The organism is Bradyrhizobium huanghuaihaiense (assembly GCF_025200885.1).
GTDB classification, from domain to species: domain Bacteria; phylum Pseudomonadota; class Alphaproteobacteria; order Rhizobiales; family Xanthobacteraceae; genus Bradyrhizobium; species Bradyrhizobium huanghuaihaiense.
In genome coordinates this window covers 7,323,243-7,346,810 of the sequence record NZ_CP104172.1, presented here as the reverse complement: position 1 = coordinate 7,346,810, position 23,568 = coordinate 7,323,243, and the positions used below count along the sequence as shown (strand labels likewise).

Genomic DNA, 23,568 nt, shown 5'->3' with positions numbered 1-23,568 from the left:
ATCTCAGTCCGCCTGTCCTAGGTGCGAGCCATGCCGCGGCTGCGCATGATCTGGTCGAAGGTGTTGCGATAACCGGTGACCACGTCGTCGAAGGCCCATTTATCGATGCCGGACTTCAATCGACCGCTCATCTCCTGAATCTGCTCGGGAGATTCGACGATCGCCAGAATGCTCTTGGCGATCGAGGCCGGATCGGGTGACGTCAGCCAGCCGGTCAAACCGGGCTTGATCGATTCCTGGATGCCCCCGAAGGGGGTGCCGAGCAGGGGCTTGCAGGCGGCTTGCGCGTCGGCGACGACAAGCGGGCTTGGATCTTCCCAGACCGAGGGCACGACCACGACGTTCACCTGTTCGTAAAACTGCTTCGGCTGCACGAAGCCGAGAAACTCGATCCGCGCATTCGGGGCCAGCTCCTTGATCTGCTTGCGCTGGCTCTCGGATGCGTGCCCCGCGATGACGAGCCGGATCCGCTCGGGCGGGAGCGTCGCGATGGCGCGAACGAGATTGTAGATGCCCTTTTCTTCGGTCAGCCGGCCGATGAAGCCGAAGGTGACGGTGCCGTCGACGATGGCCGTCTCTTCGCTGCCGACGTCAGCCGTCGAGGCGTTTCGAATGACGATCTTGAGCGGTGTCTGCGTGAAGAGACCGAGCCGGGTATGGATGTCGAGAATGCGCTGGCTGACGCCGACGACGGCGTCCAGATGCCTCGTCGCGCCGCGGCGGCGAAAGGTCAGCAGCTGGCAGCTCATGCAGCTCGCCTCGCAGGCGTGCCCGTCCGAGAAGCGCGAGCAGCGGGGGCAGGTGAGATAGTAGTCGTGAAGCGTGTGCAGGACCGGAATGCCGAGCTCCGCCGCGGTCCGCCACACGGCCGTGGTCAGCCCCGAGAGATTGTTTGAGTGGAGGATGTCAGGCTTGAACGCCTTGATCCTGGCCGCGACGATCTCCGACATCTGCTGCCAGTCCTCGACCGCGTGCCAGATGCCGCGCACGGGCGCGCTGTGCTGCTTGGCGAAGGGGAAATAGATATTGTGCACGGGCGCCGAATACACGTCGATGCCGTTGCAGCTTTCCATTGGCTGGTTCGAGACAGACGCGGCACGTATCACTTCCACGCTGTCGTTCTGCCCCACCAGGGTCTCAGCGAGGCGGCGGACGAATGTTTCCGCGCCACCGACCACCTTCGGAGCCAACGGCGTCGGATAGAGGGATGACGTGATAAGGATCTTCATCGGAAAAGGTCTGTCCAGCTTTCCAGCCAAATGGCTTTCTGAAATCTCCGTTTCGGCTTATTGCCGGTTGGTTCGATTGTTATTCAAATAGACGTCCAAATATTGTCCTGTCACCGAATCTGCCGAGAACCTTTCGGCAAATCCCGGCTGTGGAGGCCGCGCAACCTTCCAGCGCGATCTCTCGTTGAGGGCCTTCAGCATCAATTCTCCCAGTCGCTTATAGTCGTTGGGCTCGTAGGACCCGACCATATTGGAAAACCCCGCGATCTCGGGAATCCCTCCCGCGGTCGAACAAATCGTCGCCCGGCCCGCGTTGATGCTTTCGATCAACGTCCGCGGCAGCGGCTCCGGCCAGACCGAGCTCACCAGACAGACGTCTATGCTGGCATAGAATTCGGCCGCCCGGGCAAAGCCGAGCCATTCGATGTTGCCCCTGCTGCGGCTCTTGAGCGCCCGCACGTAGTCCTCAAGTCCCTTTCCGGCAATTTTCAGCTGCCACCCCTCGTTGGGGAGCTGCTCGGTGGCTTTGAGGACTACTTCGATACCTTTTTCGGCCTCGAGCCGGCCGATAAACCCGAAGATCAGATCGTCCGAGCTTGAGGGAGGAGAGGGCACCACCGAGCTCGGATCGGCGATGTTGAAGATGACGCGGCCGTCGGTGCCGGGGAAATATTTCAGTTTGGTGTGCTGGTCGAGCACGAACTGGCTGTTCGAGACTACGGCGTCGACCATGCGCGAGGCCAGCAGATAGGGCGAGGTCATGGCGGCGCACAGCGTGCAGCGCTGCGCACATGTCTCCTCTCCGCGAAACAAGGTCGAACGCTTGCAGAGCAGGGAATAGTCGCGCAGCGTATGTACGATCCGGATGTTGCGCCGCTTGGCCTCCGACCACAACGAGACCGAAAATCCGGTGAGGTTGTTGGTGTGGACGACCTCCGGTTTCTCGATGTCGAGGATTTCGGCGAAGCGCGCCGCGGACTTGCGGTTCCAGGTATCCTGAAGATGCCACTTCAAACGCTGGACTGAAGAAGGCTTCCTGTCGTTGCCGAACGGCCAGTAGTCGTTGTCCAGCGGCACACGATACACCCGCACTCCCTTGATGTCGTCGACGCTGCGATCCTGCTTGTTTTGAAGGCAGACCACCGAAACCTGGTGGCCGCGTTGGACCAGCGCTTCCGCCAGCAACGACACGGACACTTCGGCACCGCCGATGATTTCTGGCGGATAGAGCGTGTTAACGATCAGTATCTTCAAGGGGAGCCCCGGATTCAGCAGCCAGCCGCAGCGTCAGTTCGATGGCCGAATCTCGAAATCCGGCACGGCCGAGCCCTTGACGCTGACAAGCAGCGGCGTCGTCGACAACGCCGTCCAGGCGCCAGGCGCAGAACTTGCCGCTTGCTGACATACATAGCCGATCTCGACATTCGCTTCTGCACTTTTTAATCGAACCTCGAAGCGCTTCGACGGATTCTCCGACCACAGCGCCAATTTCGTGTCCGATCCGCTCTCGCTGCGGATCTGCACGACACCCGGCAGCGGTGTGGTTCGCGTCGCCTTCAGGCTGTTGCGGACGAACGCCCAGCTTTCGCGAATGGAGCACACCGCGGGCTTCGGCGAATTGTCGAAATGATAGATGCCGAAATTGTCCTCGAGATCGCCCGGCTTCGTCCCGCTGTCCTTCAGCTCGTAGAGCCATATCCCCTTGAGCCAGGGACCTGCGGTCGATGCCCAGAGGATCATCTGCGCCATGTTGTCGGCAGACAGCTGCTCGTTGACGCCGCATTTCGCGTTTGGTGTCGGCCATCCCGTCTCGGTCAGATAGATCGGATAGTTGGGATTGCCGGTCGCCTGTGCGACGCGCTGATGAAAGTTTTCCAGCCGTTCGATCGCTTCGGTCGCGGTGCGCCCGACCGGCGGCAGGCAATGGTTGTAGATGTGGATCGACATGCCGTCCGCGATGCGAGCCACGTCGGTCTTCAGAAGCGCGTCGGTGAATTTCCAGCCGGGATCGTCGCCGAGCGCGCCGATCACGAAGGGCGCGGAAGGGGCCGCTTGCTTGACCGCGGGCTGCACCAGACGGGCAAGCGTCACGTAATTTTCGACCGTGAATTGCGACTCTGCGCGCGCGCGCAGATTGTACTCGTTCCACAATTCGAAGATCGGCTGCCGCATCGCGACCGCTTGCGCGGCCGTCGCGGCGTAGGCGACGAATCGTTGGCGCGCTTCGTCGGTCGTCGGTGGATCGGAGTTCGGGACGAGATGATGACCGGCGCCGAGAATGAGCAGCGGGATGCCGCCGCTGGTCCTGATCTGGGTTTCGAGGCGGCCGTTCAGGGCATTGAAGCCGAGCCGCTTGCCGGGCAGCTCGAAATCCGACCAGGGGAAGTCGTCCCGGAACGAGGTGACCCCGAGTTCCTTCATCTGCTTGATGGCGGTGGCGGGCACGTAGCCGCGAGCGCTGGTGACGCCTCCGAGGCCCTGATGCGTGCCGACGCCCAGCAGGAAGCGCTGATCGAGTGGTTGCGCATTCTGCGCGTTCGCAGGATAGACGAGGCCGGCCGCGGCGCAGAGCCCACATATCAGCGTCCGGAAACGACGCGTCGCGCGTTTCCTCTTTTGCTCCGTCACGCTCGTATCTACTCCTGCTCGCGTCAACCCGACAAGGCTAGTCCTCTTCTGTGGCCCCAATGGGGTGAGGCGACCTTGTCTGCGCGCTCGTCATTGAGCGCGCTGAGTTGGGCTATTTGGAGTTCACGACCACCGAGCTGATGTTGTCCGCGTTGACGCTCGCCGCGTTCAGCGGGTTCATGAGCTTGACGAATTCGGTCGACGGCGATTCCGCTACCGAGATCACGTCATGATCGCGCATCCTGAACGTATCCGCCTGGAACCAGCCGTCGGGCTTGCTCATGTCGAACTTGTACACGGCAGGCACCGTCTTGGTCGGGAACTGCGACACGTCGACGCCGATCCTCTCCAGCAGCGGCTTCGGCTCGAAGCGGTAGACGTAGATGGACTTGGAGTCCGCGCGGTTGCCGTCGAGACCGCCGGCCTTCGCGATGGCTTCCGCCAGCGACATGTTGTCGTTCTCGAAAGTGAAGCGGCGGTTATTGGTGCCACCGATCGATCCCGGCGACGGCGTCGAACCAAAGGCCATGTAGACGCGCGGAATGCGGGTCAGGAAGACCACGTCGCCCGGCGCGAGGAGGACGTCCTGGTCGGGGTGGTGCACCACCGACGACATCGACTCGCTGTAGGTGCGGCCCTCGCGCTTGATCGTGATCGTGCTCTCGTAGGAGGGATATTTCGGGCCGCCGGCGCGCGCGACCGCGCCCATCAGGCGAATGCCGCCCGGGTCGACCGGAAAGCGCAGCGGCGAATTGACTTCGCCGAGCACGCTGATCTGGTTGCCGCGCTGTTCGGCGACGCTGACGACGGCCTGCGGGTCGATGGCGCGGTCCTTGAGGCGCTCGCGGATGATGTTCGAAACCGCGCGCGGCGTCAGCCCGGCGACCTTGATCGATCCGGCGTAGGGAATGTTGATGTTGCCGGACTGGTCGACCTGCTGCCTGGGAATGTCGACGAAGTTGCCCGGCCTCACGCCCGCTTCGCGCGGAATGAACAGGCCGCCGGCCTGTGCCTCGTACACGGTCACGGTGACGATGTCGCCGATGCCGATCGTGACGTCGCGATAATTGCCGCCGGGAAGACGCGAGAACACCATTCCGGAGGAGTCCGTGAACGCGTTGGTCGCCTGAAGGATCGACGGATTGACCGGCATCAGGGCATAGGCGAGCGGCGCCGACGGTTCGGTGACCAGCGCGGCATTGGTGTGCGTGGCGACGGCATCCGGCGCGTCCAGGGGAATGAAGCCCGCGCAACCCGCCAGGGAGACGCTGATCGCAGCTGCTGCCAGGATTCGGCTAATCCCGAAATCAAAAGAAAAACGTTCGGTCTTAGCCACCGCCATTCCCTCGTACTCATTTAAAATCGGAAACACCGTACAAATCCCGTGCTGCTGAGTCACTGCTACGTCTTCGACTTTATGGTAAAGCACTCATGGCTGTGACCTTATTGCCACTTGTGAACTGCGATTCACGTAAGAATGGCCTGTTCAAAATCTGTGCGACGGGTTCCTGTTTCATAAGCAGTTTGCAAACTAAACATACACGTGTCGGATCGATGTCACGATTGAGGCTGTTGTCGAACTTGTTGGTCGCGTGCGCGATGATGGTTCGAGTGCTCGCGTGATCGGCTGCCGGCGGAAATTTCTGCGGCGGGATTTCGCCTCCATTAACGCTTAGATTCGGAAGCTGGCGTCACGCTGGCGTCCGTAAGGTCTTCCTAATCCTGATCCGGCTAGTTGCACGGTCAAACAACAGGGAAGGCGAAAGACGATGCTGCAGACCGGATCACTGCTGTTCGCAGCAGGCTTTCTCACCTGCGCGATGATCGTTGCGTCCGCAATCGCCTGGTCGTTCTCCGACAATCGGGTGACCGACGGCGAGTTCGCGCAGGAAGATGGCCGCCGCATGGCCTGATCGGCCGGTCATCACGGTCGCAGATTGTTCGGAAGGTCGGACTGCAGCTTCGCCTGCTGCCCGGATTCGCTCTGGCGCATGTGCAGGACGTCGGCATAGACCTGACTCAAGGTCCGGTGCGTCTGCTCGATGTCGTAGAGGCGGGCGAAGCGCTCATAGCCGGCCCGGCCGACCGCAGGCAGGTCCATTCGCGTCGCGCGTTGAAAACCTTCGGCCAGCTTTTCCGCCGAGACTTCGTCGCAGAGCACGCCCGTCGCGTTGTCTTCGACGATTTCCGGTAGGGCGCCGATGCGGAAGGCGATGATCGGTTTGGCCGCACGCATTGCCTCGATCGCGACCAGGCCAAACGCCTCCCAGCGCGACGGAATTGCGACTATGTCGGCCTGGTCGAGCTCGGCCTCGATCTGGTTGCGATTCATCCAGCCCAGAAATGTCACGTTGGCCGGCAGGTCGCTTCGGTGGAATTTGCTGACCACCGAAGCGCCGATCAGACGCACGTCGAGCGTACTTCCGAGCGCGCGCGCGGCCTCGATCAGGAGGTCATACCCCTTCTGGCGGTCGAGGCGTCCGATGAAGAGGACCTTGATCTTCTCCGACCGCCACGGTGCTGCGCTCTGGTCGAGCACGGGACGCTGTCTGGAAATCCCGTTGTGCACAAGAACGAGGCGATTCGCCGCGATTCCGACCTGCATGGCGTCGGTCCGCTCGCTCTCCGAGATGCACACGATGCGATGGGTGAATTTCGACAGCACCAGCTCGGTGAACTTGGTGACCTCGCGGCTGAGGCGGCCGGTCTCGCGGCCGAACGCCCATCCGTGCGGGCAATAGACGATTCGCGAACGCCGATAGGTCAGCCAGAGCACCGGGCGCACCACGAGCCCGGCGAACGAGGAGTGAAGATGGATGATGTCGGGCCGCAGCTGCCGGACCGCGCGCATCGTCGCGAACAGCATGCGAAACAGGCCGAGCGCGTTGCGGCCCTCGCGCGGAAACGTGGTGACGGCATCATCCTCGATGTTCACCAGATCGCCGCGATGGTCGGACGGAACTACATAGTTGACGTTGCCGCGGCCGAAGCTGGCGCACTGATGCGGATGCAACTCGTTGAGGTAGGTCGCAATGCCGCCTCTGACCGTCTCGGCGACATGCAGAATTTTCAGGCCGCTGGACAACGGTCATTCCTTCCATGACTTGCAGGCGCCGGATCTTGCGGACACACATCTAGCGCCGCCAAGCAGCAATATTTGGGCCGCTTCATTGTACGAGGCGCCCCGATGCGGTTTGCGGATCCAGTTTGGCGAGGAATTCGAGCATTGCTGCGGCCGACTTGGCCCAGGAATATGTCGCAAGGCGCTTTTGCTGCCTCTCCTGTTCCGCAGGCGAAATCCTGCCGAGTACAATCCTTTCGTGCATTCGCGCCGACAGCCCGTCCGCATCGAGCGGATCGAAATAGACGGCGGCATCGTCGCAGGTCTCGCGCACCGCCGCGGCAGAACTCGCAATCACCGGGCAGGCGAAGTACATCGCTTCCAGGGGAGGGATGCCGAAGCCCTCGTAGAGGCTTGGAAAAACGAACGCCGCCGCCCGGGCGAACAGCGCCGCGATTTCCTCGTCCGTCAGGCGGCCGGCGACAACGATGCCGGTGCGCGATTCGGTGGCGCTGTCGCCAAAGACCTTGCTGTTGTCGCCCCCGACCACGACCAGCGGAAAATCGGCGCGGCCGAGCCGCTCGGCGGCGCGAACGGCGGTGTCGACATTCTTGTTCTTCGTCATCGAGCCGACGAAGAGGAAGAACTGGTGGGGCGCAAGACGCAACCGGTCGATGATCGAGAAATCCGGCGCGACGGTCGCGAAGTGCTCCGCGCTGTTCGGAATGACGGGGATCGAGGCGGGATCCAGCGACAGCACCTCGGCAAGTTCGTTGCGCGAAAACGCGGAAACTGTTGCGATCGTTGCGGCGCGGGCCAGCATATGGTCGAGCGTCCGATGCAAGGCGAGGTAGCGCCAGCTGAAGAAGTCCGGCCGCCTGAAAACCTGCGCGTCGTGAATCACGACCAGGTGGTCGCGATGGAGCACCGGGCCGGAATTGGCAAGGCTGATCAGGCGCGTGCCGGCGGCTGCGCGCGCCAGGTCGATCTGGTCCCACGCGTGGCCCTGCAACGATCCGACCTGCTTGATTTTGATGCGGCGAAGACCGGGAAGCGTCTGCGCATTCGGTGGCGCGAGAATCTGCCACTCTGCGTCCACCAGTTGTCGTGGAGCCTCTCCGCTCGCGAGCAAGCGGTCCATCGCCTTGACGATTTCGGCGGCGTAGCGTTGCACGCCCGTAAGCGATTGTGACAGGAACCTGCCGTTGATGGAAAGTTTCAAAGCCGATCTTTTCTTGGTGGGGGACTTGTTCTTGGTGAGTGTCTGGCGCGAGCGTTGCCTCAAGACTAAGCATTCGCGCCGAAGAGATGATCCATGACCTGTAGCACAGTTGGCGCTATCGTCCGAGCATCTTCGCGAGGCCGATAGCATGCGACGATGCATGGCGCCATCATGTTTCCTACACATTTCGATGCGCTTACATGGGCGCCTGATTTGATGACTGTCGCAATCGTCCAAACCTTGCCTCTCATGTCCTGGTCTGGCATTGCATGCGCGGAATGAACGAGGTGACAACTTTGCGGCCAGTGATCGTGACCGGTGCTGCCGGCTTTATCGGAATGCACGTTTGTGAACGGCTGTTGGCTCGCGGCGAGCAGGTCGTTGGCATCGATGCAGTCACACCGTATTACGATCCGGCTCTGAAGCGTGCGCGTCTTGCAACGCTCGAGAACCGTCCGGGTTTCAAATTTTACGAGATCGATCTTGCTGATTTCGCCGCGGTGACGCGCGTGTTCGACGAGGTCTCGCCCGACCGCGTCGTGCATCTGGCGGCGCAGCCCGGCGTGCGTGCGTCGATCGACGATCCCATCACCAGTATCCGCGCCAATTGCGACGGCTTCGTCACCGTGCTCGAGGCCGGCCGGCGCCATGGCCTCAAGCATCTCGTCTACGCTTCGTCGAGCTCCGTCTACGGTGCCAATCGCACCTTGCCGTATTCGACCGAGCATTCGGTGAACCATCCGGTCAGCCTTTACGCCGCGAGCAAGAAGGCGAACGAGCTGATGGCGCACACCTTCGCGCATGTTCACAAGCTGCCGGTGACCGGCCTTCGCTTCTTCACCGTCTACGGTCCGTGGGGCCGGCCCGACATGGCCGCCTGGCTGTTCACGCGCGCGATCTTCGCCAATGAGCCGATCAAGATCTTCAACAACGGCGACATGTGGCGCGACTTCACCTATGTCGACGACATCGTCGAAGGCGTGATCCGCACGCTCGACCGGCCCGCGGCGCCGAATCCTGCGTGGAACGCGGAGCAGCCGGAAAATTCGTCGAGCTATGCGCCGTACCGCGTCTACAACATCGGCAACAACCGCTCGGTCAATCTGATCGAGTTCGTCGAGACGCTGGAGAAGATCATCGGCAAGCCCGCGATCCGCCAGTTGCTGCCGATGCAGGCCGGCGACGTCCTGGAGACGCGCGCCGACATCTCCGCCCTCCAGCGCGACGTCGGTTTCTCGCCGTCGACGTCGATTGCGGACGGCCTTGGCCGTTTCGTCGAATGGTACCGCAAGTATCACGGGCTCTGATTCCGCGATCGGCGGCACCTTGCGTGCCGTCCGGCTTTACGGTGGTTCTTGCGCTTTTGGCCGCCGGTGACCTTGTCAGCGGGCGCGAACGGTGGTTATCCGTCCTCCGAACCCCTTTTGACCCGGAACCAGGCGCAGGCCCAAAGCTGAGCGGATCATGGCTGAGCGGATCGCTCTCATCACCGGCGTGACCGGCCAGGACGGCGCCTATCTCGCCGAACATCTGCTGTCGCTCGGCTATGTCGTGCACGGCATCAAGCGGCGCTCGTCCTCGTTCAACACGGCGCGTGTCGACCATCTCTACCAGGACCCGCATGTCGGCAACGTGCCGTTCCTGATGCACTATGGCGACATGACGGATTCGACCAATCTGATCCGCCTGGTGCAGCAGATCCGCCCCACGGAGATCTACAATCTCGCGGCCCAAAGCCACGTCGCCGTCAGCTTCGAGAGCCCGGAATACACCGCCAACGCCGACGCCATCGGCGTGCTGCGCCTGCTGGAGGCGATCCGGATCCTCGGCATGGAGAAGGAGACCCGGTTCTACCAGGCCTCGACCTCCGAGCTCTACGGCCTTGTGCAGGAGATCCCGCAGAAGGAGACGACGCCGTTCTATCCGCGCTCGCCTTATGGCGTCGCCAAGCTCTACGGCTACTGGATCACGGTGAACTACCGCGAAGCCTACGGCATGTTCGCGTCCAACGGCATCCTGTTCAACCATGAGAGCCCGATCCGCGGCGAGACGTTTGTCACGCGCAAGATCACCCGTGGCGTGTCGCGCATCGAGGTCGGGCTCGAGGACGCGCTCTATCTCGGCAATCTCGAGGCCAAGCGCGACTGGGGCCATGCGAAGGATTACGTCGAGGGCATGCACAAGATCCTGCAGGCCGACAAGCCGGATGATTTCGTGCTCGCCACCGGCGAGATGCATTCGGTGCGCGAGATGGTCGAGCTGTCGTTCGCGCAGGTCGGCCGCCGCATCATCTGGCGCGGCAAGGGCGTCGACGAAACCGGCATCGACGAGAAGAGCGGCAAGACGGTCGTGAAGATCGATCCAACCTATTTCCGCCCGACCGAGGTCGATCTCCTGATCGGCGATGCCAGCAAGGCGCGCGAGGTGCTCGGCTGGACGCCGAAGCGGACGTTCGCTGAGCTCGTCGCGGAGATGATGAGAAGCGATCTGGCCGAGGCGAAGCGGGATGCAGGCCATGGCAAGCCTACCGTTTGAGCTCAAGGGCAAAAGCGTCTACGTCGCCGGCCATCGCGGCATGGTCGGCAGCGCGCTCGTGCGCCGGCTCGCAGCGGAGGACGTCCAGCTCGTCACGCTGGATCGCCGCGAGGTCGATCTGCGCAACCAGGCCGCCGTGTTCGATTGGTTCGCGCGCATGCGGCCGCAAGTCGTGTTCCTCGCTGCCGCCAAGGTCGGCGGCATCGTCGCCAACGACACGCTGCGCGCCGAGTTCATCTACGACAACATCGCGATCGCCGCGAACGTGATCCAGGCCGCGCATCAGAACCGCGCCGAGAAGCTGATGTTCCTCGGCTCCTCCTGCATCTATCCGAAGCTGGCGCCGCAGCCCTTGCGCGAGGACTCGGTGCTGACGGGGCCGCTGGAGCCGACCAACGAGCCCTATGCGATTGCCAAGATCGCGGGCATCAAGATCGTGGAGGCCTATCGCAGCCAGTACGGATGCGACTTCATCAGCGTGATGCCGACCAATCTCTACGGCCCCGGCGACAATTATCACCCCGAAATGAGCCACGTCGTCGCCGCCCTGATCCGTCGCTTCCACGAGGCCAAGGTGTCGGGCGCGAAGAACGTCGTGGTCTGGGGCACCGGCACGCCGCGGCGCGAGTTCCTCTATGTCGATGACATGGCGGATGCCTGCGTGCACCTGATGAAGACCTATTCCAGCGCGGAACTGGTCAACATCGGCACCGGCGAGGACATCACCATCGGCGAATTCGCGCGCCTCGTCGCCGACATCGTCGGCTACAGCGGCGAGATCTCCTTCGACACGTCGCGGCCCGACGGCACCCCGCGCAAGCTGCTCGACGTCAGCCGCCTCGACAAGCTCGGTTGGCGTGCGACGACGTCGCTTCACGATGGCCTGACGCGCGCATATGCGGCGTACCTCTCGCATACGTAGAATGCACAATTGCATGTCGCGCATTTCAGAGGATGTCCGCAACTCCCTGTCACGCGCGGCGGCTAAGGATTATTCGCTGAGCGATGCAACCTGCCCTAATGTTGTGCGTGCGGCCTGATAGAGAAATGGTCTAGGGTGTTCAGTGGAACATCCGTCTTCAACGGAAAGAGTTTTTCATGCGAATCGCGATGATCGGAACGGGCTATGTGGGACTGGTGTCCGGGGCCTGCTTTGCGGATTTCGGTCACGACGTCACCTGCGTCGACAAGGACGAGAAGAAGATCGCGGCCCTGCACCGCGGCGAGATTCCGATCTACGAGCCCGGTCTCGACGAACTCGTCGCAGCGAATGTGAAGGCGAAGCGGCTCGACTTCACCACGGACCTGTCGAAGCCGGTGGCCGATGCGGACGCCGTGTTCATCGCGGTCGGCACGCCCTCGCGCCGCGGCGACGGTCACGCCGATCTGTCCTATGTCTACGCTGCCGCGAAGGAGATCGCGCAGTCGCTGTCCGGCTTCACGGTGGTCGTGACCAAGTCGACCGTGCCGGTCGGTACCGGCGACGAGGTCGAGCGCATCATCCGCGAGACCAATCCAAAGGCGGACGTCGTCGTCGCCTCCAACCCCGAATTCCTGCGCGAGGGCGCGGCGATCCGCGACTTCAAATTCCCCGATCGCGTCGTCGTCGGCACCTCCGACGAGCGTGGCCGCAAGGTAATGGGCGACATCTATCGTCCGCTGTCGCTGAACCAGGCACCGCTGATGTTCACTGCGCGCCGCACCGCAGAGATGATCAAATACGCCGCGAACGCGTTCCTGGCGACCAAGATCACCTTCATCAACGAGATCGCCGATCTCTCGGAAAAGGTCGGCGCCAACGTGCAGGAGGTCGCGCGCGGCATCGGCCTCGACAACCGCATCGGCACCAAGTTCCTGCATGCCGGCCCCGGCTTCGGCGGCTCGTGCTTCCCGAAGGACACCAAGGCGCTGATCAAGATCGCGCAGGATTACGACGTATCCTTGCGCATCGTCGAGTCCGTGCTGGCCGTGAACGAGAATCGCAAGCGCGCGATGGCGCGGAAAGTAAGCCAGGCGCTCGGCGGCTCCTTGCGCGGCAAGACCATCGCCGTGCTCGGCCTCACCTTCAAGCCCGACACCGACGACATGCGCGACGCGCCGTCGATCCCGCTCGTGACCGGACTGATCGACATGGGCGCGAAGGTGAAGGCGTTCGATCCCGTCGGCATGGAGCAGGCGAAGGGTGAGCTGCCCAACATCACCTATTGCGAGGACGCCTATTCCTGCGCGCAAGGCGCCGATGCGCTCGTCATCGTGACCGAGTGGGTCCAGTTCCGCGCACTCGATCTCGACCGGCTGAAGGCAACCATGGCGCAGCCCGTCGTGGTCGATCTCCGCAACATCTACCGCCCCGAAGAGATGGCGGCCGCCGGCTTCACCTACGAGAGCGTCGGGCGCTCGTCGCAGGACTAGTCGTCGGCCTGCATGGTTCGAGACGCCCGCTTTGGCGGGCTCCTCACCATGAGGGTTGAATATCTCGCCGCAAAACCTGACCTCATCCTGAGGGCCCCGCCAAGGCGGGCGTCTCGAAGGATGAAGACGGGCCAAACTCCAATGCGATATGATCCAGTCGCATCAGGCTGCGCGTTGGCCCGTCAGCCTCGCTGCCGCCATGGAGATTGTCATGACCGACGACACGCACACGATCCGCAGCGGCGGCCTCACCGCGACCGTCAAGGCGCAGGGCGCCGAAATGTGCTCTCTGAGGAACGACGCCGGCGTCGAATTCGTCTGGCAGGCCGAACCGGCCTGGCCGCGCCACGCGCCGTTGCTGTTTCCGATCGTCGGCCGTCTCGCCAATGACGAATTGCGGCACAAGGGCAAGACGTACCGGATGACACAGCACGGCTTTGCGCGCGACAGCCGCTTCCAGTGGGCGGAGCGCGGCGAAAACCGCTGCGTGCTGGTGCTCGAAGACAGCGAGACGACGCGCGCGCTGTATCCGTTCGCGTTCCGTCTGACGGCCACTTATACGATCGACGACGCCGGTCTCGACCTCTTACTCACGATTGCCAACATCGGCAGCGAGACGTTGCCGGCTTCGCTCGGCGGCCACCCCTCCTTCAACTGGCCGCTTCAGCCCGGTCTGCCCAAGGAAAGCTACACGCTCACCTTCTCGAAGCCAGAGTCGTCTCCGATCCGTCGTCTCGACGGCGGCCTGCTGCGTGCGGCGGCGGAGACAACCCCTGTCAAAGACACGGTGCTGCCCCTGTCCGAATCCTTGTTCGTCGACGACGCCATCATCTTCGACCGGATCGAGAGCAACGCGGTCCGCTTTGCCGCAGGCGCGAGCACATCGACCGGGCCCTGGCTCAAGATTTCCTGGCAGGGTTTTCGCGAGCTCGGTGTCTGGTCGAAACCGTCGGGTGCGCCGTTCCTCTGCATCGAGCCCTGGCGCGGCCATGCCAGTCCCGCCGGCTTCGACGGCGAGTTCAGCGACAAACCCGGCCTGATGCATATCGCGCCTGGCGCGGAAGAGCGCTTGTCGTTCCGGATCGACGTCGCATCGTCCTGAGATCGGCGGTCCCTTAGACCTCGATCCGCGTCAGGTCCTCGCCGATCACGACCGGCCCCGAATAGTCCTTCTGCACATCCGCGAGCAGCGCCTTCAGCATGGCATCGTCGGTGCGCGGCCGGTGATGGGTCAGCGCGAGCTTCTTCACGCCGGCCTTGGCCGCGACCTTGCCGACCGTATCGCCGCAGGCGAGCGTGTATTTCGCCAGCCGGCGGAAGTGTTCGTTGTTGATCTCGGGCGTTGCGAGAAAGCAGACTTGGACGAGCAGGTCGGCGCCCTCAGCCAGCCGCTCGAGACCGGGGCAGGGGACCGTGTCGCCGGAGATCGCGATGACCTTGCCCTCCGCCTCGAAGCGGTAGCCGAGACACATCCAGCGCGCCAGGAACGCCGGCGACATGTCGAGGCCGTCGCCATGCGAGACGAGCTCGGCGCTGATCTTCCAGCGGCCGGTGTCGAGAACGGGACCGGGAATGATGTCCGTCGCGACGACCGGCTTCCAGCCGCCGAAGGTCGGCTCGCCCTGATCGCGCCAGGCGATGTCCTTGTCGTAGACCTGCGTGACCAGCGTGTTGACGAGACGTTCGGTGTCCGGCGGCCCAAAGATGCGCAGATCGTCCTTGCGCCCATGCATCCATGAATTCAGCATCACGTCGTAGAGGTCGCCGATGTGATCGAAATGGTGATGGGTGAGAAACACCGTGTTGATGGCGCCGAGCGGCACGCCGGCCTTGTGGAGCTGCACCATCACGCCGCGGCCGGCGTCGAACAGGATGTTCTCATCGCCGAGCCTGATCAGCGTGGTCGTCGCCATCCGGCGCGGGTCCGGGCGCGGGCCGCCGGTGCCGAGCAATATGACTTCCATTTCGCCTACTCCAGCGTGAAGCCGGTCGACTTTATCACGCTGCCCCAGCGGTCGTAATCGGCCTTGATGATGCGGGCGAACTCGGCGCGCGTATCGGCGACGACGCCGACGTCGAGCGCGGACAGCAACTGTTGCACGGCGGGATCGGCCAGCGCGGTGCGCAGATTGCCGTTGAGCTTGTCCAGGATCGGCTCGGGGGTCTTGCCTGTCGCGAACAATCCATACCAGAAATCCGCCGCCTCGATGGCGCCGAGGCCGAGCTTGAGCTCGGCGAAAGTAGGGACGTCAGGTAGGCGCGGCGAGCGGTTTGCGCCGGTGATTGCAAGCAGCCGGATCGTGCCGGCCTTGTACTGCTCCATCAGGCTCGCGGTGGTGTCGAACGCTGCCTGGATCGTGCCGCCGAGCAGATCCGTGATGGCCGGCGCCGAGCCGCGATAGGGCACGTGAGCCATCTCGGTGCCGGCGGCCTGGTTCAGCATCACGCCGAGGAAGTGGGAGGGGGTGCCTGCACCGAGCGAGCCGAAATTCACCCGCTCCTTGTTGGCGCGCGCGTACGTGAGGAAGTCCGCAAGATTGGCGGTGGGTAGCTTGGTGTTGACGGCGAGCGCGAATTGAAACGTGCAGAACCTGCTGATGGGCGCGAGATCGACCAGCGGATCGAACGGCAGGGACTTGAAGATGAACGGATAGAACGCGGTCGCGACGATCGGCGCAGACAACAGCGTCGAGCCATCAGGCTCGGACCGGACCACCGCCTCGGCGGCGATGCGGCCAGCCGCGCCCGGCTTGTTCTCGACGATGGCGGCTGTGCCGGTCTGCGAGCGCAGTCTGTCGGCAATGATGCGGCTCATCGCATCAAGTCCGCCTCCCGCGGGGAAGCCTACGACGATCCTGGTGGTCCTCTCCGAGGTCTGTGCGCGGGCGCGGGTGGCAAGCGCGGCGGCGGCTCCGCCGACGGTCCCAAGAATTGCGCGCCGCGTTGCGCGTCGTGTGCTGATGCTCATTGTGCCCCGAGAAACCGCATTGTTTCGGGGCGCACAGTAGATTCGAAGCCGGCGGCGAGGCAAGCCGCATCGGCGAGGTGGAGCGGGGCGCTCAGCGCATGCCGGTCGCCGTGGCCGCGATGTTGGGGCCGATGGCTGGCCGGCTTGACGCCGGGGAGGTCAGGCGGTGCGCGAGATCCTGCGCGCGCCGTTCGACCAGCTGCCAAGTCGCGCGCGCGACGAGGTAGCTGAGCGCGGCGGTGACGGCATAGGCGATGAGCAGCGAGACCAGCCCGTCAGCGAGCGGCCAGACCTGGCGCAGGCCGTAGATCACCGCGAAGTGCGACAGGTACATCGAATAGGAATTGCGGCCGAGCGCCTCGATCGGCGACCAGCGGATCGTCAGGCGAATGCAGCCGGCAACCAGCGCGCCCAGCACGAGGTTGATCATCAGATAGTTGAACTCATGTGAATCGGTGGCGCGATCGGCGATGAAGGACAGCACGATGAAGAGGGCGAAGATCGCGGCATCCGATTTGGCGAAGCCGTCGCGCAGCGCGAAGAACAGCGCGCAGCCGACGAGGAAGACCGGAAGCTGGTTCAGGAAGCTGATATGCAGCGCGTTCCAGACGAAGGCTTCGTTGCCCGGCCCGTAATAGGCGGAGAACAGCGCAAAGGCGTACGGCTTGAACAGGCAGACATTGACGAGATGCAGCACGATCGCCAGCCCGAGATAGAGGTGGCGGCGCGCGCCGAACGCGGTGATCAGGAACGGGAAGAGGAGATAAAACGTCATCTCCGCGGCGATCGACCAGTCGCCCGGCACGACGCTGTTGACGCTGTCCGGCCAGAAGCCGTGCAGGAACGTTGCGGTCAGGATCACCTGGAGCGGCCCGATGCCATTGGGCGCGTTAGTGCTCGGGCCCGTGCCGTTGACGGCGAGATAGAGCGGGATCGCGAGCCAGAACAGCGGCGCGATGCGCAAGAAGCGGCGGATGTAGAACTTGCGCGTCGGGTTCGTCTCCGTGCGCTGCGTCCACATCAGGCACATCGTCATGGCGCTGACGAAGTAGAACACGTTGACGCCGGTCCAGCCGCACATGAAGGCGAAGTCGACGGCACGGATGTTCGATGGAAAAGATTGGGAAACGTGGATCGCCATCACGCCGACGATGGCAAGACCGCGCAGGAAGTCGAGGCTGTGCGAACGGCCGAAGGGCGCTGCGGCTTTCTCGGTTCGACCGGCAACCGGCCGGGACTGCCCCTGCATCACGCCTGCTCCTTCGGTTTTCCATCTGCCGGCGGGACCATAGAGGCCCGGCCGGCTTTCCCGAAGCCGAAGGCTTTCTTTACGTTAACCGGCGGTTGAATCCGTAAGCGGATGTACGGGATTGGCGATGTCGAGCTGGCACCGCGGGGCGCCGGCGCGAGCCCTGTCGGCTTAATGATGCATCGGATGAGAAGTGTGGGGCAATTCATACTTAATACGCCAACACTGTGACCAATATTGTTTGGGCTGCACAACACGCCTAATATTCGGCAGGCAATTTCGGGGGCTCGAACCAGCTGTGAATGTACGTTCACAAGACAATGCGTTGCGCGACGGCGTGACTTTTCAGGCCGGGGCGCCCGCACACAGGACATCCAACATCGTGGCTGATTCCGCACGTCAGGACTTGCGTCCCGCAGGCCGTGAGCGGCTGATCGTGGTCGAAGACGATCCGGTAACGCGGACCATGCTGGTCGGCTATTTCAACGACAACAATTTCGACGTGGTCGGCGCCGGCTCCGTTGCGGAGTGCCGCCAGGCGCTGCGCTCGCGCACCGATCTCGTCTTCCTCGACGTGCAGCTGCCCGACGGCGACGGTTTCGAGCTCGCCAAGGAGATCCAGGCGACCAGCAATGCGGGCATCATCTTCGTGACCCGTCGCGACACCGATGTGGATCGCATCCTCGGCCTCGAGATCGCGGGCGATCATTACGTCACCAAGCCGATCAATTTGCGCGACCTGCTCGCGCGTGCGCGCAGCGTGCTGCGGCGGCGCTCGATCGACCGCAAGGCGGCGCGCAACCACAATTCGATCGCCTTCGGCGACTGGATCATCGATCTGACGCGGCGCGAGCTGCTCGGCGCGGACGGCAAGCCCGTGGCGCTGACGCGCGCCGAATTCGACCTGCTCGCCGCGCTCGTCGGCGCCGACGGCCGGCCGCTCAGCCGCGACTATCTGATCGAGGTCGTCAGCAACCGCCAGGCCGAGGTCGACATCCGCACCGTCGATGCGCTGGTGGCGCGGCTGCGCCGCAAGCTCGTCGGCAGCGGCACGCCCGTCATCGCGACCGTCACCGGCGTCGGCTACAAGCTCGCGCTCAGCGAACGGCCCTAGCCGCTATCGCGCGCGGGCGCTCTGGTCCGTCGATGTCTTCTGCGCAGGCCCGGCCAGCCGGTCGTCGACCGCATAGAGCGTGCAGGTCGGCGACCATTTCAGGCAGGCGGCGAGCGAATCGCGCTGGGCCTCGTCAACGGTCGTGCGCCCGGAACGCCAGCCATAGCCGCCGTTCGGCGACACCGCGAACGCCTTGTGCGGCAGCGTGCTGGCGAGATAGCGCGCGAACTCGGCGCGCGCAGCCTCGTTGAGCTGGCCCGGCGGCGGCAGCGGATCAGGCGGGCTCAGCATGTCGTGGTTCAGCCCGCGCTCGCGCAGGAACGTGTCCACATAGGGCGTCCATTGCGGGCGGCCGGCCACGGAATAGAGATAGTGTCCATCGTCGCCGTAGGCCGGCGCTGCGACGAATTTTGCGGTGCCGCCGTTGCCGCGAAACCCGTCATAGAGCCGGCGCGCGAGATCGGGACCGAAGAAATTGTCGTTGGTCGCATAGACCCACAGCATCGGCACGCGCGAGGTCTTGCCGAAGCTGGCGAAGGCCTGCACCAGCCCATCCTCGTTGCAGACGTCGTCGTCGTCGCGCGAGCCGCGGCCGCCGGCGAAGCTGATCGCGGCGACGAGGCCGCTTGGTGCCTGCGCGGTCAGCGCGACGGTGGCGAGCCCGCCGGCGGAATGGCCGGCCGCGATCATGCCCGATGTCGTGACGTCGGCCCGCCGTGCCATCGCGTCGATCGCCGCGCGCAAGTCCGCGACCGCAACCGCCGCCGCCGGCAAATAGGCGGCATTGGCGCAGCCGCCGACGCTGTCGACGCGGCCGCCGGGTGATGTGCCGTAGCCGCGCCGCATCACGATCAGCGCGGCAAAGCCGCGCCGGGCATATTCCAGCGCGATGCCGTAATATTTGTGCGCCGACATCGTCGCGCGATCTTCGAACTTGCGCGGCGAGCCGTGGCTGAGCAGCGCCAGCGGATAGCGCTTCGTCCCCGCGGGGCGAACCAGGAACGCCTCCAGCCCCTGCGGTCCCGCCTCCGCCATCGGGATGCGCAGATCCTCGGTGTAGAACTCGGCGGCACGCGCCGGCATGCCGGCCATGACAAGGCCGGCGATCAGCAGGATCAGCTTGCAAGGGATCATGGGACGATTCGGAAGGCGGCGATGGCGGCGAGCATAGCACGATCCCGTAGCCCGGATGAGCGAAGCGACATCCGGGACGGCTGGTCCCGCATGTCGCTTCGCTCATGCGGGCTACTGCACCTTCGCCGACCTCCCACGGAACGCCTTCCCCCTCGCGCGTGTTGTGCATTTGGCGGCGGCCCGGCCGATGCTATGGTGTCCCGCACTCACGAAGACGAGGATCATTCAGTGGCTGATGTTCATCCCGCGGCGGGCAAGCAGGTCTCGCCGGACGCGCTCACCAACATTCCAAGGCTGGTGACGGCCTATTTTGCGGGCAAGCCCGATGTTGCGGATCCGGCGCAGCGGGTGGCGTTCGGCACCTCCGGCCACCGCGGCACCTCGTTCAAGAACACTTTCAATGAGGGTCACATCCTTGCGACCACGCAGGCGATTTGTGACTACCGCAAGGAGAAGGGGCTGACCGGCCCGCTCTTCATCGGCATCGACACCCATGCGCTGGCCGAGCCGGCGCTGGTCAGCGCCGTCGAGGTGTTCGCCGCCAACGGCGTCGACATCATGATCGACAAGGACGGCGGCTACACGCCGACGCCCGTGATCTCGCACGCGATCCTGACCTACAACAAGGGCCGCAGCAGCGGCCTTGCCGACGGTGTCGTCATCACGCCCTCGCACAATCCGCCCGAGGACGGCGGCTACAAATACAATCCGCCGCATGGCGGCCCGGCCGACACCGACGTGACCGGCGTGGTCGAGAAGCGCGCCAACGCCTATCTCGCGGACGGCCTCAAGGGCGTGAAGCGCATCGACTACGCCAGGGCGCGCAAGGCCGCGAACGTGCATCCTTACGACTTCATCACGCCCTACGTCGCCGATCTCGGCAAAGTCGTAGATCTCGACCTAGTCAAATCCGCCGGCATCAAGATCGGCATCGATCCGCTCGGCGGCGCCGCCGTGCATTATTGGCATCCGATCATCGACCGCTACGGCCTCAACGCCACGGTCGTGAACGAAGCGATCGACCCGACCTTCCGCTTCATGACCGCGGACTGGGACGGCAAGATCCGCATGGACTGCTCTTCGCCTTACGCGATGGCGAGCCTGATCGGGATGCGCGACCGTTTCGACGTCGCCTTTGCCAACGACACCGACGCCGACCGCCACGGCATCGTCACGCGCACCGGCGGCCTGATGAATCCGAACCATTATCTGGCGACCGCGATCTCCTATCTGTTCGCGCACCGCCCGGACTGGGGCAAGAGTGCTGCGATCGGCAAGACCGTGGTATCGAGCTCGATCATCGACCGCGTCGCGAAAAAACTCGGCCGCAAGCTGGTGGAGACGCCGGTCGGCTTCAAATGGTTCGTCGACGGCCTCGTCGGCGGCGGCTTCGGCTTCGGCGGCGAGGAGAGTGCAGGGGCCTCGTTCCTGCGCCGCGACGGCACGGTGTGGACCACCGACAAGGACGGCATCATCCTCGGCCTGCTCGCCGCCGAGATCATGGCCAAGACCGGCCGCGATCCCAGCCAGCTGTTTGGCGATCTCACCGCCGAGCTCGGCGTGCCGCACTATGCACGCATCGACGTTGCCGCCACGACACCGCAGAAGAACATCCTCAAATCCGTCACCCCCGAGCAGCTCGGCCTCAGGGATCTCGCCGGCGATCCGGTTCGCGCGACGCTGAGCAAGGCGCCCGGCAACGGCCAGCCGTTCGGCGGCATCAAGGTCGAAACCGATTTCGGCTGGTTCGCCGCGCGGCCGTCGGGGACCGAGGACGTCTACAAGATCTATGCAGAAAGCTTCCGCAGCACCGAGCACCTGAAGCGGATTCAGGAAGAGGCTCAGGCCGGGCTGGCGAAGGTGTTCGCGGCGTAGCTGACGCGGGCGCCTCTTACCCTCCCCTGGAGGGGGAGGGTCGGCGCGAAGCGCCGGGGTGGGGTGATCTCTCCACACGGGCAGTATTCGATGAGGATAGACCTTCACCCCACCCCGCTCGCGCTACGCGCGATCGACCCTCCCCCTCCAGGGGAGGGTAAGAGAGCGCCGCATGCGGTCATTCGCACCTTCGCGGAGAGCAGATAGTCGTTTCACTTGTATACATAAAGATCTATAAAGGTACCCAGATAAGCAATTTTTGCCCTTGAACGTTTCCACCCCTCCGCTATTGTATACATAACGCATACATAAGCCGTGGGAGATCGCCCGTGACAAAACCCTTCCCCATGAATGCCTGGTACGCCGCCGCCTGGGACGCGGATGTGAAGCCGGCGCTGCTGCCGCGGACGATCTGCGGCAAGCACATCGTGATGTACCGCAAGGCCGACGGCTCGGTGGCCGCGCTGGAGGATGCCTGCTGGCATCGCCTGGTGCCGCTGTCCAAGGGCCGGCTCGAGGGCGACACTGTCGTCTGCGGCTATCACGGCCTGAAATACAACGCGCAGGGCCGCTGCACCTTCATGCCCTCGCAGGAGACCATCAACCCATCGGCCTGCGTGCGCGCCTATCCCGTGGTCGAGCGCCATCGCTACATCTGGCTCTGGATGGGCGATCCTGCGCTGGCCGATCCCGCGCTCGTGCCCGACATGCACTGGAATCACGATCCGGCCTGGGCCGGCGACGGCAAGACCATCCACGTCAATTGCGACTACCGTCTCGTGCTCGACAATCTCATGGACCTCACCCACGAGACTTTTGTGCACGGCTCCTCCATCGGTAACGATGCCGTGGCCGAGGCGCCGTTCGACGTCACCCATGGCGAGAAGACTGTGACGGTGACGCGCTGGATGCGCGGCATCGAGGCGCCGCCGTTCTGGGCCAAGCAGCTCGGCAAGTCCGGCCTCGTCGACCGCTGGCAGATCATCCGCTTCGAGGCGCCATGCACCATCGCCATCGACGTCGGCGTGGCGCCGACAGGCACCGGCGCGCCGGAAGGCGACCGCTCGCAGGGCGTCAACGGTTTCGTGCTCAACACCATCACGCCGGAGACCGAGAAGACCTGCCATTACTTCTGGTCCTTCGTCCGCAACTACCAGATCGGCGAGCAGCGCATCACCACCGAGATCCGCGAGGGTGTCTCCGGCATCTTCCACGAGGACGAGCTGATCCTGGAAGCGCAACAGCGCGCCATGGACGAGAATCCGGATCGCGTCTTCTACAATCTCAACATCGACGCCGGCGCGATGTGGTCGCGCAAGCTGATCGACAAGATGGTGGCGAAGGAAAATCCGCCGCCGCGCCTTCAGGCCGCGGAGTAGGGACATGGCCGAGCGTGAGGTCGACCGCTCCGTGTCGCAGACCGTGAAGGCGCAGCTCGCGCTGCGCGACCAGATCCTGTCGGGCTCCTTGCGCCCCGGCGAGCGCATCTCCGAGCTGCAGGCGGTGGAGACCACAGGTGCCTCGCGCACGCCGGTGCGCATGGCCTTGGTGCGGCTGGAGGAGGAGGGCCTGCTGGAGGGGATCCCCTCCGGCGGTTTCATGGTGAAGGCGTTTTCGGAGCGCGACATCTCCGATTCCATCGAGCTGCGCGGCACGCTGGAGGGCCTCGCCGCACGCTTCGCCGCCGAGCGCGGCGTCTCCGCGCGCGAGCTCGAGCCGCTGAAGGAATGCCTTGCCGCGATCGACGAACTGCTGAGCCAGGTGCCGATCTCGATCGAGGCCTTCTCGTCCTATGTCACGCTCAACGCCCGCTTCCACGCGGTGCTCACGGAATTGTCGCGCAGCCCGCCGCTGATCCGGCAGATCGACCGCGCCTCGGCACTGCCGTTCGCGTCGCCAAGCGGCTTCGTGATGGCGCAGTCGGCGCTCCCCGAGGCGCAGCAGATCCTGATCATCGGGCAGGAGCATCATCGCGTCGTGATCGATGCGATCGAGAACCGCGAAGGCGCGCGCGCCGAAGCCATCATGCGCGAGCATGCACGGCTTGCGGTTCGCAACTTGAGGCTCGCGCTGCGCAACCGGACCCATCTCGACCTCCTGCCGGCGCTCGCGCTGATCAAGACCGCAACCGACTGAGGCAG

The 23,568-nt window shown here is 64.0% G+C and carries 20 protein-coding genes; 10 read left to right on the top strand and 10 right to left on the bottom strand.

Annotation, left to right across the window (positions count from 1 at the left end; all coding sequences use genetic code 11):
- Positions 1-17: 17 nt before the first annotated feature.
- The 4 genes from N2603_RS34680 to N2603_RS34665 form a co-directional block, all read right to left on the bottom strand.
- A complete protein-coding gene (locus N2603_RS34680) occupies positions 18-1,229 on the bottom strand; it encodes a glycosyltransferase family 4 protein (RefSeq protein WP_260385659.1) in 1,212 nt (403 codons plus the stop codon).
- Positions 1,230-1,286: 57 nt separating this feature from the next.
- A complete protein-coding gene (locus tag N2603_RS34675; protein ID WP_260385658.1) occupies positions 1,287-2,483 on the bottom strand; it encodes a glycosyltransferase family 4 protein in 1,197 nt (398 codons plus the stop codon).
- Between the two features lie 33 nt (positions 2,484-2,516).
- Positions 2,517-3,857, bottom strand: a complete 1,341-nt coding sequence (locus N2603_RS34670) for a glycoside hydrolase 5 family protein (RefSeq protein WP_260385657.1) — start codon at positions 3,855-3,857, stop codon at positions 2,517-2,519.
- Between the two features lie 112 nt (positions 3,858-3,969).
- Entirely contained in the window at positions 3,970-5,199 is a 1,230-nt protein-coding gene (locus tag N2603_RS34665) for a polysaccharide biosynthesis/export family protein (RefSeq protein ID WP_260385656.1), read from the bottom strand.
- A gap of 427 nt (positions 5,200-5,626) precedes the next feature.
- Here N2603_RS34665 and N2603_RS34660 point away from each other — a divergent pair, with 427 nt between their 5' ends.
- The gene (locus N2603_RS34660; RefSeq protein WP_260385655.1) at positions 5,627-5,770 is read left to right on the top strand and encodes a hypothetical protein; all 144 of its coding nucleotides are present in this window, start codon (positions 5,627-5,629) and stop codon (positions 5,768-5,770) included.
- An 11-nt stretch (positions 5,771-5,781) separates the two neighbouring features.
- On the opposite strand, the gene N2603_RS34655 is transcribed toward N2603_RS34660, so the two are convergent.
- Both N2603_RS34655 and N2603_RS34650 read right to left on the bottom strand, forming a co-directional pair.
- Positions 5,782-6,942 carry a glycosyltransferase gene (locus N2603_RS34655; protein WP_260385654.1) on the bottom strand — a complete coding sequence of 387 codons (1,161 nt, stop codon included), beginning with the start codon at positions 6,940-6,942 and terminating at the stop codon, positions 5,782-5,784.
- 82 nt (positions 6,943-7,024) lie between these two features.
- Positions 7,025-8,140, bottom strand: a complete 1,116-nt coding sequence (locus tag N2603_RS34650) for a glycosyltransferase family 4 protein (RefSeq protein WP_260424326.1) — start codon at positions 8,138-8,140, stop codon at positions 7,025-7,027.
- A gap of 278 nt (positions 8,141-8,418) precedes the next feature.
- On the opposite strand from N2603_RS34650, the gene N2603_RS34645 reads away from it, so the two are divergent.
- The 5 genes from N2603_RS34645 to N2603_RS34625 all read left to right on the top strand — a co-directional run bounded on the left by N2603_RS34645 (position 8,419) and on the right by N2603_RS34625 (position 14,189).
- Positions 8,419-9,447 (top strand): NAD-dependent epimerase, encoded by a 1,029-nt coding sequence (locus tag N2603_RS34645; RefSeq protein ID WP_260385653.1) that lies wholly within the window; start codon positions 8,419-8,421, stop codon positions 9,445-9,447.
- Between the two features lie 157 nt (positions 9,448-9,604).
- Positions 9,605-10,675 (top strand): GDP-mannose 4,6-dehydratase, encoded by a 1,071-nt coding sequence (gmd, locus tag N2603_RS34640; protein WP_260385652.1) that lies wholly within the window; start codon positions 9,605-9,607, stop codon positions 10,673-10,675.
- Positions 10,656-11,597, top strand: a complete 942-nt coding sequence (gene fcl / locus N2603_RS34635) for a GDP-L-fucose synthase (RefSeq protein WP_425248938.1) — start codon at positions 10,656-10,658, stop codon at positions 11,595-11,597. Before gmd ends, fcl begins: the two co-directional genes overlap by 20 nt.
- A gap of 176 nt (positions 11,598-11,773) precedes the next feature.
- Positions 11,774-13,087 carry a UDP-glucose dehydrogenase family protein gene (locus N2603_RS34630; RefSeq protein WP_260385650.1) on the top strand — a complete coding sequence of 438 codons (1,314 nt, stop codon included), beginning with the start codon at positions 11,774-11,776 and terminating at the stop codon, positions 13,085-13,087.
- A 211-nt stretch (positions 13,088-13,298) separates the two neighbouring features.
- Positions 13,299-14,189 carry an aldose 1-epimerase family protein gene (locus tag N2603_RS34625; RefSeq protein WP_260385649.1) on the top strand — a complete coding sequence of 297 codons (891 nt, stop codon included), beginning with the start codon at positions 13,299-13,301 and terminating at the stop codon, positions 14,187-14,189.
- Between the two features lie 13 nt (positions 14,190-14,202).
- Here the strand turns inward: N2603_RS34625 and N2603_RS34620 are convergent, their stop codons facing one another.
- From N2603_RS34620 to N2603_RS34610, 3 genes are all read right to left on the bottom strand, one after another.
- On the bottom strand, positions 14,203-15,051 hold the full coding sequence (locus tag N2603_RS34620) for an MBL fold metallo-hydrolase (protein ID WP_260385648.1): 849 nt from the start codon (positions 15,049-15,051) through the stop codon (positions 14,203-14,205).
- A 5-nt stretch (positions 15,052-15,056) separates the two neighbouring features.
- Positions 15,057-15,902, bottom strand: a complete 846-nt coding sequence (locus N2603_RS34615; RefSeq protein WP_260385647.1) for a Bug family tripartite tricarboxylate transporter substrate binding protein — start codon at positions 15,900-15,902, stop codon at positions 15,057-15,059.
- 244 nt (positions 15,903-16,146) lie between these two features.
- Positions 16,147-17,304 carry an acyltransferase family protein gene (locus N2603_RS34610; protein WP_260385646.1) on the bottom strand — a complete coding sequence of 386 codons (1,158 nt, stop codon included), beginning with the start codon at positions 17,302-17,304 and terminating at the stop codon, positions 16,147-16,149.
- 298 nt (positions 17,305-17,602) lie between these two features.
- Here N2603_RS34610 and N2603_RS34605 point away from each other — a divergent pair, with 298 nt between their 5' ends.
- Positions 17,603-18,418 carry a response regulator transcription factor gene (locus N2603_RS34605; RefSeq protein WP_026312371.1) on the top strand — a complete coding sequence of 272 codons (816 nt, stop codon included), beginning with the start codon at positions 17,603-17,605 and terminating at the stop codon, positions 18,416-18,418.
- A 3-nt stretch (positions 18,419-18,421) separates the two neighbouring features.
- Here N2603_RS34605 and N2603_RS34600 read toward each other — a convergent pair whose 3' ends face one another.
- Entirely contained in the window at positions 18,422-19,552 is a 1,131-nt protein-coding gene (locus N2603_RS34600) for an alpha/beta hydrolase family protein (RefSeq protein ID WP_260385645.1), read from the bottom strand.
- A 228-nt stretch (positions 19,553-19,780) separates the two neighbouring features.
- Here N2603_RS34600 and pgm point away from each other — a divergent pair, with 228 nt between their 5' ends.
- The 3 genes from pgm to N2603_RS34585 all read left to right on the top strand — a co-directional run bounded on the left by pgm (position 19,781) and on the right by N2603_RS34585 (position 23,563).
- Positions 19,781-21,427 carry a phosphoglucomutase (alpha-D-glucose-1,6-bisphosphate-dependent) gene (gene pgm / locus N2603_RS34595; RefSeq protein ID WP_260385644.1) on the top strand — a complete coding sequence of 549 codons (1,647 nt, stop codon included), beginning with the start codon at positions 19,781-19,783 and terminating at the stop codon, positions 21,425-21,427.
- A 329-nt stretch (positions 21,428-21,756) separates the two neighbouring features.
- Positions 21,757-22,806, top strand: a complete 1,050-nt coding sequence (locus tag N2603_RS34590; RefSeq protein ID WP_260385643.1) for an aromatic ring-hydroxylating dioxygenase subunit alpha — start codon at positions 21,757-21,759, stop codon at positions 22,804-22,806.
- A 4-nt stretch (positions 22,807-22,810) separates the two neighbouring features.
- Positions 22,811-23,563: a GntR family transcriptional regulator gene (locus tag N2603_RS34585; RefSeq protein ID WP_260385642.1), complete on the top strand. Its 753-nt coding sequence runs from the start codon at positions 22,811-22,813 to the stop codon at positions 23,561-23,563.
- The last annotated feature ends 5 nt before the right edge of the window (positions 23,564-23,568 follow it).

Coding starts and splice junctions, on each gene's coding strand:
- N2603_RS34665 (WP_260385656.1), bottom strand. CDS start 5,199: ATGGCGGTGGCTAAGACCGAACGTTTTTCTTTTGATTTCGGGATTAGC.
- N2603_RS34620 (WP_260385648.1), bottom strand. CDS start 15,051: ATGGAAGTCATATTGCTCGGCACCGGCGGCCCGCGCCCGGACCCGCGC.
- N2603_RS34625 (WP_260385649.1), top strand. CDS start 13,299: ATGACCGACGACACGCACACGATCCGCAGCGGCGGCCTCACCGCGACC.
- gmd (WP_260385652.1), top strand. CDS start 9,605: ATGGCTGAGCGGATCGCTCTCATCACCGGCGTGACCGGCCAGGACGGC.
- N2603_RS34680 (WP_260385659.1), bottom strand. CDS start 1,229: ATGAAGATCCTTATCACGTCATCCCTCTATCCGACGCCGTTGGCTCCG.
- fcl (WP_425248938.1), top strand. CDS start 10,656: ATGGCAAGCCTACCGTTTGAGCTCAAGGGCAAAAGCGTCTACGTCGCC.
- N2603_RS34600 (WP_260385645.1), bottom strand. CDS start 19,552: ATGATCCCTTGCAAGCTGATCCTGCTGATCGCCGGCCTTGTCATGGCC.
- N2603_RS34610 (WP_260385646.1), bottom strand. CDS start 17,304: ATGCAGGGGCAGTCCCGGCCGGTTGCCGGTCGAACCGAGAAAGCCGCA.
- N2603_RS34585 (WP_260385642.1), top strand. CDS start 22,811: ATGGCCGAGCGTGAGGTCGACCGCTCCGTGTCGCAGACCGTGAAGGCG.
- N2603_RS34660 (WP_260385655.1), top strand. CDS start 5,627: ATGCTGCAGACCGGATCACTGCTGTTCGCAGCAGGCTTTCTCACCTGC.
- N2603_RS34630 (WP_260385650.1), top strand. CDS start 11,774: ATGCGAATCGCGATGATCGGAACGGGCTATGTGGGACTGGTGTCCGGG.
- N2603_RS34645 (WP_260385653.1), top strand. CDS start 8,419: ATGAACGAGGTGACAACTTTGCGGCCAGTGATCGTGACCGGTGCTGCC.
- N2603_RS34615 (WP_260385647.1), bottom strand. CDS start 15,902: ATGAGCCGCATCATTGCCGACAGACTGCGCTCGCAGACCGGCACAGCC.